Consider the following 13,054-nt stretch of genomic DNA (forward strand, 5'->3'; position numbering starts at 1 on the left):
CTTTGCCTCAGACCGCTACCGCCGACCGGTCGGATGATCGTGGAACAGCTGGTCGGATGTTGCTGGAATAAGCGGTCGGATACGGTGGAATACGCACGTTTCAAGTGTTCCAGTTTTCCGCATTCAGATCACCCAGATTTCCGAGTTGATTCCAGAAATGTCTGCAGTTGCACCCGACTGACCGGTTTGGCCAGAAAGGTAATTGCTTCCGAGCCCTCGTCTGTCCGGATCTCGTCCTGGGTATAGCCGGACATCAGCGCAGCGCGAATGTTCGGGTATGTGCGGGAGATTGCTCGAGCAAGATCAAGTCCGGACTCCCCGGGCATGACCACGTCGCTGATCAACAGGTCTAAGCCGGTCTCGCGGTCAATGATCTCGCGAGCCTCCTTGCCGTTGGACGCGATCAAAGTATCGCAGCCCAAAGTATTCAGCATCCGTGCGACAACGCGCGCCACAGCCAGCGTGTCATCAACAACGAGAGCCTTGAGTCTTTTTCTGGGGGAGACCACGACAGGCTGATCCATGGGTTCTGCGATCCGGGTATCAACGGGCGCGACAGGGAAATACATGGCGACTGTGGTGCCTTGTTCCACGGCGCTTGCAAGTGTCACGAAACCGCCGATCTGCTCGAGGTAGCCACGGACACGCGAAAGGCCCAGGCCCGAGCCCTGACCCACAGAACGGGTCGTGAAGAACGGCTCGAAGACCTGCTCCTGCATCTGTTGCGGGATGCCGCAGCCTGTATCCTGCACCGATAACCGGACCCAGGTTTGGGGTTCCTCTCTGCTGGGATGCGGACATTCGACCGCATCCAGCGTGAGGCGGATCGTGCCCGTCCCCTCGATGGCCTCACGTGCGTTGATGGCCACATTCAGAAGGCAGCTTTCTGCCATGGCAGTGTCTATCAAAACTGGCGGCAGGTTTTCATCCACAGCCAATTCAAGCTTGATGCGGGACGGAATGGCACGGCGGACAAAGGGTGCCACCGACTGCAAGAACATCCCCAAGTCTGCAGTCTGGGGTGTCAGTTTCGACTTTCCCGCGAAGGCAAGCAGGCTGTCGTTCAGGGATTTTCCCCGCATGACCGCGTCCCGCGCCTCCGAGATCAGGATCCTGGCCTCGCTGGGATCAGTCGTAAGCTCCAGAAGCTCCACGTTGCCGAGGATAACGGCGAGAAGGTTGTTGAAGTCGTGGCTTACGCCTCCTGCCATCTGTCCCACGAGTGCCAGCCGCTCACTGCGGTGACGCTCGTCCTGCACCCGCCTTTGCTCCGTGACATCATCCATGAGGATGACGGCATGGCCATATTCGGTGCCATGCCCTGGCAGAGGCACTGCCACGCAGTCGAGGATCATCTGGCGTCCTGAAGAAGGGCGCTGCGCCTCAAAGTTGCACAGCCCGGAGTTGACAAGATCTTCCCCGATCTGCCCCAGATCAGGAGAGCATACTGCTTGAGCAAACAAGTCGTGGAGGGTCATTCCCCTTAGAACTCTCTCCTCCGAGTTCCAAAGTCGGCAAGCAGATGCGTTTGCGTACACGACGGGCCAGGAGTTCATGTCACCCGGTCGCTGTTCGAGTATGATTGCACCGGATGTCATGGCGTCAATGGCAGCTCGAAACAGTCGCAGATCCCGCTGTTCGCCCACTTCACGCGTCACGTTGCGGAAGTGGACCGCGACACCGGTTTGCGCAGGGTGTGCACTCACCTCGAACCATGCTTCCAGAGGCGCGAAGTAGGCTTGGAAGGTTCGGGAAATTCCCGTTTCCCGAACGGCTCTGTAAGTGTCTTCAAAGATTGTGCCGCATGCTTCGGGAAATTCATCCCAGATGTTCTCGCCAACAAGTTCTGTTGGATCGCGGCGGAGCATTTGCTCGGCGGCCGCGTTCACAAAGGTGAAACGCCAGTCCCTGTCGAGCAGAAAAAAGCCGTCAGGCATCGTACGAAAAACAAAGGACAGTTCTGCTTGTGCACACAGCCTTTCTTCAACCGCCGCATGTTCTCGCGAGATGTCCTGAAACGCGCCTTGCAGGGCAACGATGCGGCCGTTCTCCTGAATAGCCTCTCCGATGGTCCGGGCCCATAAGATACGCCCCTCTGTCGACTGGCACTGCACGTCGAGCTTCCATGGCTTGCCTTCGCTCAGGCAGCTCTTGACGGCCTCCACAACCCTTTGCCTGCTCTCGCCAAGATAGAAAGAAAGGGCAAACTCCAGTGTCAGCTCTGCTCCTTGAGACACAGCGAACAGGTCATAAAGAAGCTGGGTCCATTCAACGACGTCCTCGCCAATACGATAGTACCAAGCACCCGTCTGACTAGCCGCGCATGCTCCCCGCAAGAGGCGTAGCTCGTCATACTGATCCATTTTTGGGCGCTCATCTGCTTCGATTTTCAGGGGGCTCTCCAAATGGGTTACCCATTCAGCAGAAATTACTCTTCTCTTAAAGTTGCGCTACTTCAACTGCCAGATGCATTTCGAGCGCGCTGCAAAAGTTTATACCGGCTCATCCTCGTCGGCTTCCCGTCTTGCCTCGGAGAGGCAGCCTGGACATGCTATCGGCAGGACTGGGCTCGCGCAGGACGTAACCCCTGCCCCAGACTGTCTCGATCACGTTTTTGCCTCCAAGCGCCTCGGACAGCTTCTTTCGCAGCTTGCAGATGAAGACGTCGATGATCTTGAGTTCCGGCTCGTCCATGCCGCCGTAGAGGTGGTTGAGGAACATCTCCTTGCTCAGCGTCATACCCTTCCGCAGGCTGAGCAGTTCCAGAATCTGGTATTCCTTGCCGGTCAGGTGGATCGGCTTGCCTTTGACCTCGACAGACTGCGCGTCCAGATTGACGGCAATGTCTCCGATCTGGATCAAGGCCTGGCTGTGACCCTTGGACCGGCGGATGATCGCCTGGATGCGGGCCTGCAATTCTTCACGGTTGAAGGGCTTGGTCATGTAATCGTCGGCACCGAAGCCAAAGCCGCGCAGCTTGCTTTCGGTGTCATCAGAACCGGTCAGGATCAGGATCGGTGTATCGACACGCGCCAAGCGCAGGTGGCGCAGCACCTCCATCCCGTGCATGTCGGGGAGGTCCAGATCGAGAAGGATCAGGTCGTAGTCATAGAGCTTGGCAAGGTCGATCCCCTCCTCGCCCATATCGGTTCGAAAGACATTGTGACTGGCGGCACTCAGCATCAGCTCAATGGCGCGTGCGGTTCTGGGATCGTCTTCGATCAATAAAATACGCATTGCCTGGTCCTCTTCCGACTTGTCAGAGCCATGAATAACAACCTGTAGATTATGAATGCACAAATACAGCCCCGAGTTGCGGTTTCTGCAAAACATTCTGTTAATTCTGCCGGATACTGCAGTTCGCTGAGGTTCACGGGTATTCGGCTTTGATTAACCTCGTGGGGGACACAGCAAACCTGTCTGATCTTTTGACTGGCGAGTGCTGACTACCAGCCGCTGGGCCACGGGCATCGGCAAGTATAGCGTGAATGCCACACTGAACTTCTTTTCTCCCTCGCCAGCCTCGACGAGTGCGACCGGCTATACCGGGTTCATCACGCTGCTCGGTTCGATATCGGGCGGAGTGCTCGCCTAGACGTCCAGATCGGGCATCGTGGATTTCTCGGACGGCTACAGGCTGAGCTATATGCTGAAAGACGCGCTGAAGCTCGGCTTTGGGACGGAAACCACCACCGGCGCGTCGTTCACCCTCGAGGAAACCCCAGCCCCCCGTCCCCCTGCCCGCTTCGGCGCTGCTGCTGCTCGGCGGCATGGGTGTGCTGGGCGGTTCTCTCACAGCCTTAAGTTGAAAATAGTTCCCTTCTTCACACTTTAGTTATAGTTATAGGCGAATGTCAGCCTATTCCACTGAAGGAGTGACTGCGAGTCATGCGAAGGACGATGACGGCGACAATGCTTCGGGACTATCTTGCCTCGGCCCATACGACGCTCTTGCTCTGTCGTGCTCATGCCGACCGGTTTTCGCTGACCGAGGAGGAGGCCCAGGATATCTCGCACCGCATCGCCCTTAGCATGGCGGAACTCGAGGACCTGCACCAAGATATCGATCAGCAATTGGCGGCCGCCTGAGTACTCACGCGACAGGTCAACTGATCCCACCAATGCCTGAGCGTGTATGGTTGATCTACCCTCGGCTTATGGGCTTACCCCTTGTGGTCTCTGACACTCTACAGTCCGTGGTGAAAGGGACCTGGCCTGCAGAGTGCCCCATGGAAGGTATAGCTAGGATGTGGCGCGTGGTTCTGACCGATGTGGTGTCAAAGTCCTCCCGTTTGAAAGCCCGCCCTGGCATCTGAAGTTCATTACCCCTGCCTCCAACGAGACCTTCGATATCGTCCTGGACCATGATGATGGACAAAGCGTGTCGCTCAATGTCCGAGCGTAAGCATGCGCCGAGGGCCGTCTTGGATCAGGCGTTTTTCTCGTGTGCCATGATGGTTTCGATGACGTTTGGGTCACACTGTTCGTCGATGAGGAACTGGCGGATGCCGCCTTCCCAGCTGCGCAAGTCCGCCAGAAGCTCCTGAAGGGACTCGATGCCTCGTTCGGTGAAGGTGACGAGGCTTTCGTCGGTGCCATCGTAGACACGGATCATCTCGCCGTAGTCGATGTTGTCGTCGTTCCAACTGACAATTTCGATCAGCTCGAGGCTTTCCCCGATCCGCCTCGCGACCTCATCGATGCTGTAGACCTGCGTGACCCGCGCCATCATGCAGCTTCCGTTGATAGCCGGACAGGTTGGGACCATTCCCACGGCAGCAACTCATGCAGGCGCGAGACCGGCATGTCGGAGATGCGGGCGATGACGTCGGCAAGCCAAGCCTGAGGGTCGATGTCATTCAGCTTTGCGGTGCCGATCAGGGAATACATGAAGGCGGCGCGATGCCCGCCGCGCTCGGACCCTGCGAAGAGCCAGGACTTTCTGCCGAGGGCCACGCCGCGGAGCGATCTTTCTGCCGCATTGTTGGTCATGCAGACGCGGCCGTCGTCGAGGAACCGGGTGAAGCCCGGCCAATGGTTCGGCGCCAGCAGGTAGTCGATCGCCTTGGCTACCTTGGCGTGCTTGGACAGGAGTGCGCGTTCGCCGCGCAGCCAACGCTCCAGATCCTCGACCAACGGGGCCGATAGGCGCTGCCGGGCCTCCAGTCGATCCGCCGGATCAGCCCCGTTGATCTCGCGCTCGATGTCGAACAGGGCGTCGATACGCCGGACGGCATCGAATGCGATAGGCGAGATCTCCTTGGCGTCCTTGCCCTTGCGGATATTCCCTTCCACGTCAGCCAGCTCGAAGAACTTGCGGCGGGCGTGTGACCAACACAGGGCCGATGCAACAGGCCCTAGCAATCGCTTCGGATCGTAAAGCTGGTTGTATCCGGCATAGGCGTCAGCTTGCAGGATGCCCTGCCAGCCGGCGAGATGCCCGGTCGGATGTTCACCGCTGCGGTCGCGGGAGAAGCGGAAGGCCACTGCCGGCGGGGCGGTGCCGCCAAAAGGTCGATCATCACGGACATAGGTCCAGAGCCGGGCTGTCTTCGTGCCGCCCCGGGCCAGCAGCGGGACCGTCGTATCATCGCCATGTAACCGCTCTGCGGCCATGACATGGGCTTCGATCAGTGCATGCAGCGGCTCCAGCAACTCGGTCACCGCGCCCACCTGGTCGGCGAGCGTGGAGAGGCTGAGTTCCACGCCCTCGCGGGCATAGCGTTCGGCTTGGCGGTTCAGCGGTTGGTGCTGTCCGAACTTCTCGAACAGGATCATGGCCAGGAGGCTTGGCCCCGCCCATCCCCGCGGAACCGGGTGGAATGGAGCGGGCGGCTGCGAGATCTTCTCGCAATTCCGGCAGGTGAACTTCTCGCGGACGGTCTGGATCACCTTCCACTGCCGCGGCACCACCTCCAGCGTCTCGGTGATATCCTCTCCCATCTTCTTGATCCTGTCCGACCCGCAGCAGGCGCAGGCCGTCGGCGCCTCGACCACCACCCGTTCGCGCGGCAGATGCTCGGGGAACGCCTTGCGGACGGGCTTGCGCCGGTCGAAAGCACGGACCTTCGTCGCCTTCTCTGCGGCCTGCTCGGCGCGAATGGCATCCTCGGCCGCGGCTGTTTCCAGCTCCTCGAGCTGCAGCTCAAGCTGATCGAGCAGCCGGGCGGTGCGTTCGGCGCTGCGGCCATACTTCTCGCGCTTGAGCATCGCGATCTCGAACTTCAGTCCCGCAATCAACGCCTCTGATGCCGACACCACGGCATTCGAGCGGGCCAGTTCGGCCCTCGTGGCCGCCAGCTCAGCGCGCAGCATCTCAAGTTCGGAGGTGGCATCTGACATGGCTGAGATCTACCATGCAGGATTGGGTAAGCCCATGTAAAACAGAGCTCTGAAGGAGATTTACCCCGCCTTTGCAGGGCGCTGCGTCCAACGCGGATTACGCCAGTCGATCCCCTCCAGGAGATAGCCCATCTGGGCCGCAGAAACCTGGACCGTCTCGCCTGAGCCGCTGACCGGCCAGATGAACTTGCCCGCCTCCAAGCGCTTCATATAGAGCGACACACCGACGCCATCATGCCAAAGCAGCTTCACAAGATCGCCACGGCGTCCCCGGAAGCAAAATATCTCCCCGGCATAGGGATCACGCCCGAGGCCTTGCTGCACCTGCAAGGCCAGCGTGTTCATGCCCTTCCGCATGTCCGTCACGCCGCCTGCGATCCACACCTTTGCGCCGGCCGGAAATGCGATCATGCCCGTTCCACCACCTGGATGAGCCGTGCAAGGGTCGACGTCTCGGTCGATGCGGCGGTCACGAGGCGGCGTCCGTTCGGCAGGATGATCTCCACCCGGCCATGGCCCATCCCATCCGCCCGACACTGCGCATCGGTGGCTGCTGGCTCGGCGGTGACTTCCGGCGTCACGGCAACCGCTGCGAAATGCGCCCGGTCTGCATTGCCGATCAGAAGGCCCTCACGGGCCAAGCGACGCCACCGTGTGAGAAGCGAACGAGAGATCTCGTGGCGTCGTGCCGTTGCCGCGGCCATCCGCGGCGCTGCGTAGCTCTCCTCCACGATCCGAACCTTCTCGGCGTCGGTCCACCGCCGCCGCCGGCCGGTGTCCGTGACCGAAAGAACCTCTACTTGGGATATGAAGCTATGGTCTGTCATAGCTTCATGCTCTTACAGGTAGCCGGGTGGGTCGGTCAGACGGCCCTCGGCGGATGCATACTCCGAGCCGGCCACGGCTCACTGCTGAAGCGGTTTGTGGGCTGGTGATCAGAGGCTCTCTGCCGAGTGAGAGTTGGTCACTCGCCAAGCCGTCCACTGAAAAAGATTGGTTATCTACAACCAAAGGCTATAATAGAGATGATGTTTTCATCTCCAGGTGCCCTATGTTCGGCTCTGAACCAACCGTGGCCTTTTCGTCCCGCCGTTTCTTTGGATGATTGGAGGTTGATCCTCTTGGCAATCCGTCCCTGTTCGCACAATGCCGAGTATCGGGAGCTTCTGGCTCGTTTGGAGCGTCAGGTGAAAGCCAATGGGATCGCGTTGATGGGCCCATGACCTGTCTTTGCCTGTTCCTTTCGAGGTTCTATCTCTCAGGGCCGCGGCAGCGGATAGTAGGCCATGATTGTGTTGCCGCTTCCAGCGGGGAGCGTCAACTCCGGCCGGCCTTTACAGGCCGTTGAAGGCAAGCCTTTCGCGGGCCGGCATGGCTGAAGCCTGCACGCGCGGTGCTTCAAGCCCGACCATGTGGTCCGGACGCTGGTCCGGGATGTCGGGTGCCGTCGCACCCGGGCGGGCGCTTTCAACCCAAGCCACATTGAGATGATCCTCGACAATGGCCACGGCGTTGACGCTCGTCCCCGCCGAGCCCGTCGTCGTGAGGCCCTCGATCGGGCGGCCGCCGTTCTCCTCCCGGAGAGCCTCAATCATCCTGCGCATCAGATCGATCGGGTTCGCTCCCGTGTTGGCAGGCCAGACGAACTGGCAACCCACGCTGCGCAGGTCCGCCTCGGCGACAACGAACAGCGCCTCCTGTCCGTCAACGAGCACCAGCCGATCGAAATCCGCATCCACCACCCGGCCCAGCTGCATCAACGCCCGCATCGAGCCGACTTCGGGAGCGCGCTCGGGGAAGTCGGTGATGTCAAGCCACAGGTCGCGACCATGCAGCTCGGACGTGAAGTGGATGCCGCTGGAATAAGGGGATGCCGTCAGCCAGGCGCCGATCTCGGACGCCGGTACCGAGAGCGGCTGGAGATGAGCCGCGGTGGAGGGCGCAAACGCTCCCTGCTCACAAGAAGCGGCCTGGCTTGCAGCAAGGACGGCGGCGCCAAGGGCAGCGGCCAAGGACAAACGAGAGGTCATGGACCGGGTACTTTCTACAAGGAGCACGAACGCCAGCTGAATGCATCCGCGGGCTGCAAGCATATGTACCCTCACTCTCTTAAGATGCCGTTAAAGGACTTCCCTTTTCAGGCTGGATCCGAGTGATCGCCATGAGCAGCTTTCTGGAGAGCACGCTGGCCGTGGCCTTGCCAAAGAACTCAGCAGCCTTGCCACCCCCTCAGCTCCCAGCCTTCGGATTGTTCAGGCGCGCCTTAGAGAAATAGGCAATATTTTTCCGCCTGTACTCTGCCAACGCCGCAATTACCAACACAGTTGCGGATCAGGGAGCCGTTCTAAGGATTGTTGATATATAGCCGGTAATCCCGGCTTATCAACAGTACATGCTGAGGGTCGTTAGCAGCCCGCTCTGCGTCCCGGAAGGCTGCTTTCAAACGGCTCTGGACTACAGGAGTGCTGCGCTGACAGGAGGCACAGGCCTCGTATCTGGCCTCCCTGCCCTTCTTAAAAAACAGCACCCATCAGCGACACCCGGCTTTGAAAACATCCACAAACGACCGTTTCTTGATGTCTTGTGAAAATGTATGAAGAGCAAATTTAAATGGCTGCTACCTCGATAATGCCTGCAGTCAATGAATGTGGGGTCTAGCTTTGCGGTCTTCTATGCTCGGCTTGATCTGGGCCAATCGAATAAGAGTAGACAAAAGAAACGTTATTGCACAGCATGCATATAGCGGCCCTGCCATCCTATTTCGGTGGAAAGCGACGGGTCGGATAGATTGACGTTCTGAACTGCTTAGTTTTCACAGCTGTCCCGTGGATCGGGCGGCAACAAGACGGCGAGAACAGATGACCAATACGCCTGTCAGCTATTTGAGCGGCTCGAGATTTTCTAGCCAGAGCGGCAAGACTTCGGGCCAAGACATCATCAACGTGCACCTTTACTGGTGGGTAAGCACCTGCCTTGCTCGCGGTGAGCAGCACCTGGACACCATGGTCGTGACCGCTCCGTACCACCTGAAACTGGCGTATGGCTGCTATGACGCGATGGCGCATGAGATCGAGATCACGGTTCAACAAATCTGGACGGACATCGCGAGGAAGCGGCTTTTGACGGGTTGATTGTTTGCGCGGTTGCGTTCGTCGGCTTGCGACCATTGGCTCTGGAATGGCCATGAAAGCAGCTGCTTGGGGTACTCAGAGATGAACAAGGGAGCTTGGATGGGCACGCTGGCACGCAGCAAAACGCCCTACCATAGGCAGGGCGTGCTGGACTTGGGGCGGCGACGCGCGATTTAACCCACGCTGCCGTGGCAAGGTTTGGAAGTGCAGAAGGTGAACCCGATCAGGCCGCTTTCTTCTTGCGCCGACGAAGGCCAGCCAGCCCCCCCATGCCAGCCAGCAGCAGAGCAGCCGAAGCGGGCAACGGAACCGGAGCAGGCTGTTGCTCCGCGATTAGGTCGGCCTTGATGCTGCCGCTCGGGTTGCTCGTCGACTGGGCACGAAACGCAAGCTGGCTGAGATCGCCGAGCTTGGCTGTCGTGGTGATATCGAACACCACGGAAGCGACATAGTTGTTGGCATTGCCACCGTTGCTGCCGATACGGACGATGTAGTCAAACAGCGAGGCGCTTCCGCTGCCATTGAAGTTGCAGCCGCGCCCACAATTGCTCACTTGGGTGCTGCCGTTTCCGAACAGCTGGAGTGCCGGTGTAATGGCCGTTCCATCCAGACGGGTGGCACTGACCAGCTTCAGGCTCGCCTGGGTCAGCAGGCCATCGAAATTGAAGCCAAGGCCCAAGTAGTCCGCAGCGCCGAGCAAAGTCGACAGGCTGAAGCGCAGCGTGTTGGGCGCTGCCGCATCGTCGATTGTCAGTTGAGCCTTCGGTGTGGGATCCGTGTTGGCGTAGGTTACCGTTGCGGCTTGGGAAGCTGCTGCAAAGCTGAAGGAAACAGCGGCTGCAGCCGCCATAATGCGGAGCGTCTTGCGCATAAAACACCTATAAAGAGGGTAGAACTCCTACCCTTACCGGTTACTGCATCGCGATCTCTCGAATGCGACACACCCTTATAGGTGCATATGTCTGCTTTTAATGAGTTGTCTTTATCGACAGCCCGAGGGACCCAGCTTCACATTGATTGTCTCTTCCTAAGCGGCGCTGATCGCCTCGCGTCGCTGTGCCGGTGCCGGCGCAAGAAACGGGAAAGCAGCCGAATTATTAGTAACCCTGAAACGCCCATTTCGCCGTTCAATACGAAAAGGCCCGCGCATTGCGGGCCTTTTTTTTTACTTTGACACGTGGAGATCAGATCTCGTTGCCTAGCTTGCCCTTGATGGTGCCGGACACATCCTGGGCCGTGCCCTTGGCCTTCTGAGCCTCACCTTCGGCTTCCAGGCGAGGATCGTTGGTGGCCTCGCCGACGCCATCCTTGATGCTGCCTGCAATCTTGTTGCCTGCAGCCTTGGCCTTGTCGGTCAGTTCGCCCATGAGAGAACCTCCTTTTCATTGCATTCCCTGTAAAAACGTCGCCGAGACCCGTATCGTTCCTGCGGAAGGAGGATCCGACCGCGAGAAGGCGTTCCGCCATAGCGTGGCTTGGCTTCCACTGGAGCTTTGCTCCTTGCAGACAGGCAAGCCCAAGAGCATCAGACTTGCTTCTGCCATTCTGGCAATTGGTGAAGAAATCAGCGTTCTGGGGCGATAGCGGAGAGCGAGCAATATTTGCCTGCGGCAGCCAACGTGCAACGCTTATGGCTTATGAATGAAATTCTAGCTTCGCTTTGGGCGGCTTGACGCGCAAGCATGTTTTCGTATATACGAAAACATATGCTGATGATCGTCTGGGATGAACCGAAGCGGCAAACGAACCTCGCCAAGCATGGTCTGGATTTTGCCGATCTGGACGAAGGGTTCTTTCTTGCCTCGATTGTCGTCCCCGCAAGGGACGGTCGGCATATGGCTATAGGCCGATTGGCGGATGGCACGATCGTCGTGGTGTTCGCCACCTTAGGAACCGAAGGGGTTTCGGTGATCTCCATGCGGCCAGCCAGTGTGAAGGAAAGGAGCCTGCTATGACGAGAAAGCACCTGACCGAAGATCAGATCCAGCGCATGATCGCCAGCGACCCAGATGCGCCGGAAGCCACGGATGAACAAATCGCTCAGGCAAAGCCGTTCACCGAGACGTTTCCGGCCTTGGCCGAGATCATGCGCAAGAACGTCGGGGGGCGTCCAAAAGCGGACAACCCGAAGGTCGCCGTGTCCCTGCGCCTGGACCAGGATGTCGTGGCCCGGTTCAAGGCCAGCGGCCCTGGCTGGCAGACCAGGATGAACCGTGCCTTGCGCGATGCCGCCGGGCTGTGATCGAGGGAGGAGCTTTCCAGCCGAGCGACGAGAACTCGTAAACACAACACAAAGGCCGCTCGGCTGATGGGTTGGTTATGCCGGAAGCTGACGGGTCCGACAACTTGTCCAAATGGACAACCGGAAGTTGTTTTATCTGCGACGCCTGACTTTCATTGCGAACCTGTCAGGCGTTTTTGAAACTGATCCTCGCTGAGACGTTCAATCCCGAACTGTTCCAGTGCTTCCATGACAATCTCGGAGGGGGTTTTACCTGCCTCCCCTGCCGCAATGTCCAAACCACGGCGAACATCATCGGGCAGGTTGATGGGAAGTGACGAGTTTTGCATGTGCAGGCTTCTCCAATGTTAGAAGACCAAACAGACCTTGGCGCACCCAAGTTCCGTCCCATGAAATGCGTAAAAGCGGTCGGTTTGTAGCGGGCGCCAAGGCCGAGTGCAGACGGCGGATCAACGCTCTTTTCCGGGCTGGTCAGTCTGGCGGCGGATCAGGATGATCTCGTGGGCCACGAGTTCGGAGGGTCCTTGACACTCATGCTTCATGCCCCGTCCTGTCAGCGTGCTATGTCCAAGCAACACCGAAGCTGCCTCCTCGAATGCCATGTCAAACACATCGTCAGCAATGAAGAAGGCAGAAAGAGGCACTGCACCGCCTGCGCCGGATCTGGAGCAGGAAGAAACCGGCCGGCAGACAAAGAAACCCCTCGGTGGGGGCCTGACACGCAGCAGCACCGAGGGGTTTACAGGGGCGGGGCTTAGGGCTTCACGCACCCATGAAGCAAGCCCGAGACCACGCTGACACAGCGACCTAAGCACAGTTCTCAGGAGCCGGGGAGAGACTTTCTCGGAACATGTTTAACCTCAGGTAAAAAACGTTCCAAAGGGCAGCGGCACGCGAACCTGCGGGTAAAGTCTCCTTTAAGTTGTAAGTGACTGAAATATCTAAATCATCAGGAACTTTTAGGGCGGAAAGGCGTTGTTTAGCATTACTGGACTTTGTTACGCGAATTGCGGCATCGAAACGCTCAGTTTCAAGAAACCCCGCCTCTTCCCTGGCGGGGTTTTTTGCTGCGCCGAGCCGAGCCTTGTTCAACCTCTGGCAGACAGCGAACCCCCTCGGTGAGAACCGGACATGTAGCACCGAGGGGGTTACAGGGGCAGGGCTAGGGCTCACTAGATGTCAGTAAAAGGAAGCCGCCGTGACTGTCTGCACAGCGACCTAAGCACGGTTTCCAAGAGCCGGGGAGGGGGTTTCTCGGAACATGCTAAGGTAAAGATCGCTCCGAAATACAGCGACACATCAGTGTGTGCCAAAAACCGCTTTTAAATGACAGGTATAT

The 13,054-nt window shown here is 58.7% G+C and carries 15 protein-coding genes; 5 read left to right on the forward strand and 10 right to left on the reverse strand.

Annotated features, from left to right (window positions below):
* Positions 1 to 128: 128 nt before the first annotated feature.
* Entirely contained in the window at positions 129 to 2,363 is a 2,235-nt protein-coding gene (locus tag RAH32_RS17215) for a PAS domain-containing hybrid sensor histidine kinase/response regulator (protein WP_306609536.1), read from the reverse strand.
* A gap of 139 nt (positions 2,364 to 2,502) precedes the next feature.
* Complete coding sequence (gene ctrA / locus RAH32_RS17220; protein WP_306609655.1) at positions 2,503 to 3,237, reverse strand: response regulator transcription factor CtrA; 735 nt, start codon at positions 3,235 to 3,237, stop codon at positions 2,503 to 2,505.
* Between the two features lie 437 nt (positions 3,238 to 3,674).
* Here ctrA and RAH32_RS21585 point away from each other — a divergent pair, with 437 nt between their 5' ends.
* On the forward strand, positions 3,675 to 3,809 hold the full coding sequence (locus tag RAH32_RS21585; RefSeq protein WP_373429735.1) for a VPLPA-CTERM sorting domain-containing protein: 135 nt from the start codon (positions 3,675 to 3,677) through the stop codon (positions 3,807 to 3,809).
* Positions 3,810 to 3,888: 79 nt separating this feature from the next.
* On the forward strand, positions 3,889 to 4,089 hold the full coding sequence (locus RAH32_RS17225; protein WP_306609537.1) for a hypothetical protein: 201 nt from the start codon (positions 3,889 to 3,891) through the stop codon (positions 4,087 to 4,089).
* Between the two features lie 340 nt (positions 4,090 to 4,429).
* Here the strand turns inward: RAH32_RS17225 and RAH32_RS17230 are convergent, their stop codons facing one another.
* The 5 genes from RAH32_RS17230 to RAH32_RS17250 form a co-directional block, all read right to left on the reverse strand.
* Positions 4,430 to 4,732 (reverse strand): hypothetical protein, encoded by a 303-nt coding sequence (locus RAH32_RS17230; protein ID WP_306609539.1) that lies wholly within the window; start codon positions 4,730 to 4,732, stop codon positions 4,430 to 4,432.
* Positions 4,729 to 6,342, reverse strand: coding sequence for an IS66 family transposase (gene tnpC, locus RAH32_RS17235; protein ID WP_306609542.1), 1,614 nt, complete (start codon positions 6,340 to 6,342; stop codon positions 4,729 to 4,731). The genes RAH32_RS17230 and tnpC overlap by 4 nt, the downstream gene beginning before the upstream one ends.
* Before the next feature lie 60 nt (positions 6,343 to 6,402).
* On the reverse strand, positions 6,403 to 6,753 hold the full coding sequence (gene tnpB / locus RAH32_RS17240; protein ID WP_306609544.1) for an IS66 family insertion sequence element accessory protein TnpB: 351 nt from the start codon (positions 6,751 to 6,753) through the stop codon (positions 6,403 to 6,405).
* Positions 6,750 to 7,169: an IS66-like element accessory protein TnpA gene (gene tnpA / locus RAH32_RS17245; RefSeq protein WP_306609546.1), complete on the reverse strand. Its 420-nt coding sequence runs from the start codon at positions 7,167 to 7,169 to the stop codon at positions 6,750 to 6,752. The genes tnpB and tnpA overlap by 4 nt, the downstream gene beginning before the upstream one ends.
* A 507-nt stretch (positions 7,170 to 7,676) precedes the next feature.
* Positions 7,677 to 8,372, reverse strand: coding sequence for a hypothetical protein (locus RAH32_RS17250; protein ID WP_306609548.1), 696 nt, complete (start codon positions 8,370 to 8,372; stop codon positions 7,677 to 7,679).
* An 828-nt stretch (positions 8,373 to 9,200) separates the two neighbouring features.
* On the opposite strand from RAH32_RS17250, the gene RAH32_RS17255 reads away from it, so the two are divergent.
* Positions 9,201 to 9,473 carry a hypothetical protein gene (locus RAH32_RS17255; RefSeq protein WP_306609549.1) on the forward strand — a complete coding sequence of 91 codons (273 nt, stop codon included), beginning with the start codon at positions 9,201 to 9,203 and terminating at the stop codon, positions 9,471 to 9,473.
* A 223-nt stretch (positions 9,474 to 9,696) separates the two neighbouring features.
* Here RAH32_RS17255 and RAH32_RS17260 read toward each other — a convergent pair whose 3' ends face one another.
* Positions 9,697 to 10,344 carry a VPLPA-CTERM sorting domain-containing protein gene (locus RAH32_RS17260; RefSeq protein ID WP_306609551.1) on the reverse strand — a complete coding sequence of 216 codons (648 nt, stop codon included), beginning with the start codon at positions 10,342 to 10,344 and terminating at the stop codon, positions 9,697 to 9,699.
* A gap of 313 nt (positions 10,345 to 10,657) precedes the next feature.
* Positions 10,658 to 10,840 (reverse strand): CsbD family protein, encoded by a 183-nt coding sequence (locus RAH32_RS17265; protein WP_306609553.1) that lies wholly within the window; start codon positions 10,838 to 10,840, stop codon positions 10,658 to 10,660.
* Positions 10,841 to 11,179: 339 nt separating this feature from the next.
* Between RAH32_RS17265 and RAH32_RS17270 the strand changes: the two genes are divergently transcribed.
* Together RAH32_RS17270 and RAH32_RS17275 are read left to right on the forward strand one after the other, a co-directional pair.
* The gene (locus RAH32_RS17270) at positions 11,180 to 11,428 is read left to right on the forward strand and encodes a BrnT family toxin (protein WP_103174542.1); all 249 of its coding nucleotides are present in this window, start codon (positions 11,180 to 11,182) and stop codon (positions 11,426 to 11,428) included.
* Positions 11,425 to 11,715, forward strand: a complete 291-nt coding sequence (locus RAH32_RS17275) for a BrnA antitoxin family protein (protein ID WP_306609555.1) — start codon at positions 11,425 to 11,427, stop codon at positions 11,713 to 11,715. The genes RAH32_RS17270 and RAH32_RS17275 overlap by 4 nt, the downstream gene beginning before the upstream one ends.
* Before the next feature lie 152 nt (positions 11,716 to 11,867).
* On the opposite strand, the gene RAH32_RS17280 is transcribed toward RAH32_RS17275, so the two are convergent.
* Positions 11,868 to 12,044, reverse strand: a complete 177-nt coding sequence (locus RAH32_RS17280; RefSeq protein WP_306609557.1) for a hypothetical protein — start codon at positions 12,042 to 12,044, stop codon at positions 11,868 to 11,870.
* Between the last annotated feature and the right edge of the window lie 1,010 nt (positions 12,045 to 13,054).

This window comes from Paracoccus yibinensis, assembly GCF_030846195.1.
Taxonomy (GTDB): Bacteria; Pseudomonadota; Alphaproteobacteria; order Rhodobacterales; family Rhodobacteraceae; genus Paracoccus; species Paracoccus yibinensis.

What these genes read in the sequence shown, in the direction of transcription:
- RAH32_RS17215 (WP_306609536.1), bottom strand. Translation starts at nt 2,363, where the DNA reads ATGGATCAGTATGACGAGCTACGCCTCTTGCGGGGAGCATGCGCGGCT.
- ctrA (WP_306609655.1), bottom strand. Translation starts at nt 3,237, where the DNA reads ATGCGTATTTTATTGATCGAAGACGATCCCAGAACCGCACGCGCCATT.
- RAH32_RS17225 (WP_306609537.1), top strand. Translation starts at nt 3,889, where the DNA reads ATGCGAAGGACGATGACGGCGACAATGCTTCGGGACTATCTTGCCTCG.
- RAH32_RS17230 (WP_306609539.1), bottom strand. Translation starts at nt 4,732, where the DNA reads ATGATGGCGCGGGTCACGCAGGTCTACAGCATCGATGAGGTCGCGAGG.
- tnpC (WP_306609542.1), bottom strand. Translation starts at nt 6,342, where the DNA reads ATGTCAGATGCCACCTCCGAACTTGAGATGCTGCGCGCTGAGCTGGCG.
- tnpB (WP_306609544.1), bottom strand. Translation starts at nt 6,753, where the DNA reads ATGATCGCATTTCCGGCCGGCGCAAAGGTGTGGATCGCAGGCGGCGTG.
- tnpA (WP_306609546.1), bottom strand. Translation starts at nt 7,169, where the DNA reads ATGACAGACCATAGCTTCATATCCCAAGTAGAGGTTCTTTCGGTCACG.
- RAH32_RS17250 (WP_306609548.1), bottom strand. Translation starts at nt 8,372, where the DNA reads ATGACCTCTCGTTTGTCCTTGGCCGCTGCCCTTGGCGCCGCCGTCCTT.
- RAH32_RS17255 (WP_306609549.1), top strand. Translation starts at nt 9,201, where the DNA reads ATGACCAATACGCCTGTCAGCTATTTGAGCGGCTCGAGATTTTCTAGC.
- RAH32_RS17260 (WP_306609551.1), bottom strand. Translation starts at nt 10,344, where the DNA reads ATGCGCAAGACGCTCCGCATTATGGCGGCTGCAGCCGCTGTTTCCTTC.
- RAH32_RS17265 (WP_306609553.1), bottom strand. Translation starts at nt 10,840, where the DNA reads ATGGGCGAACTGACCGACAAGGCCAAGGCTGCAGGCAACAAGATTGCA.
- RAH32_RS17270 (WP_103174542.1), top strand. Translation starts at nt 11,180, where the DNA reads ATGCTGATGATCGTCTGGGATGAACCGAAGCGGCAAACGAACCTCGCC.
- RAH32_RS17275 (WP_306609555.1), top strand. Translation starts at nt 11,425, where the DNA reads ATGACGAGAAAGCACCTGACCGAAGATCAGATCCAGCGCATGATCGCC.
- RAH32_RS17280 (WP_306609557.1), bottom strand. Translation starts at nt 12,044, where the DNA reads ATGCAAAACTCGTCACTTCCCATCAACCTGCCCGATGATGTTCGCCGT.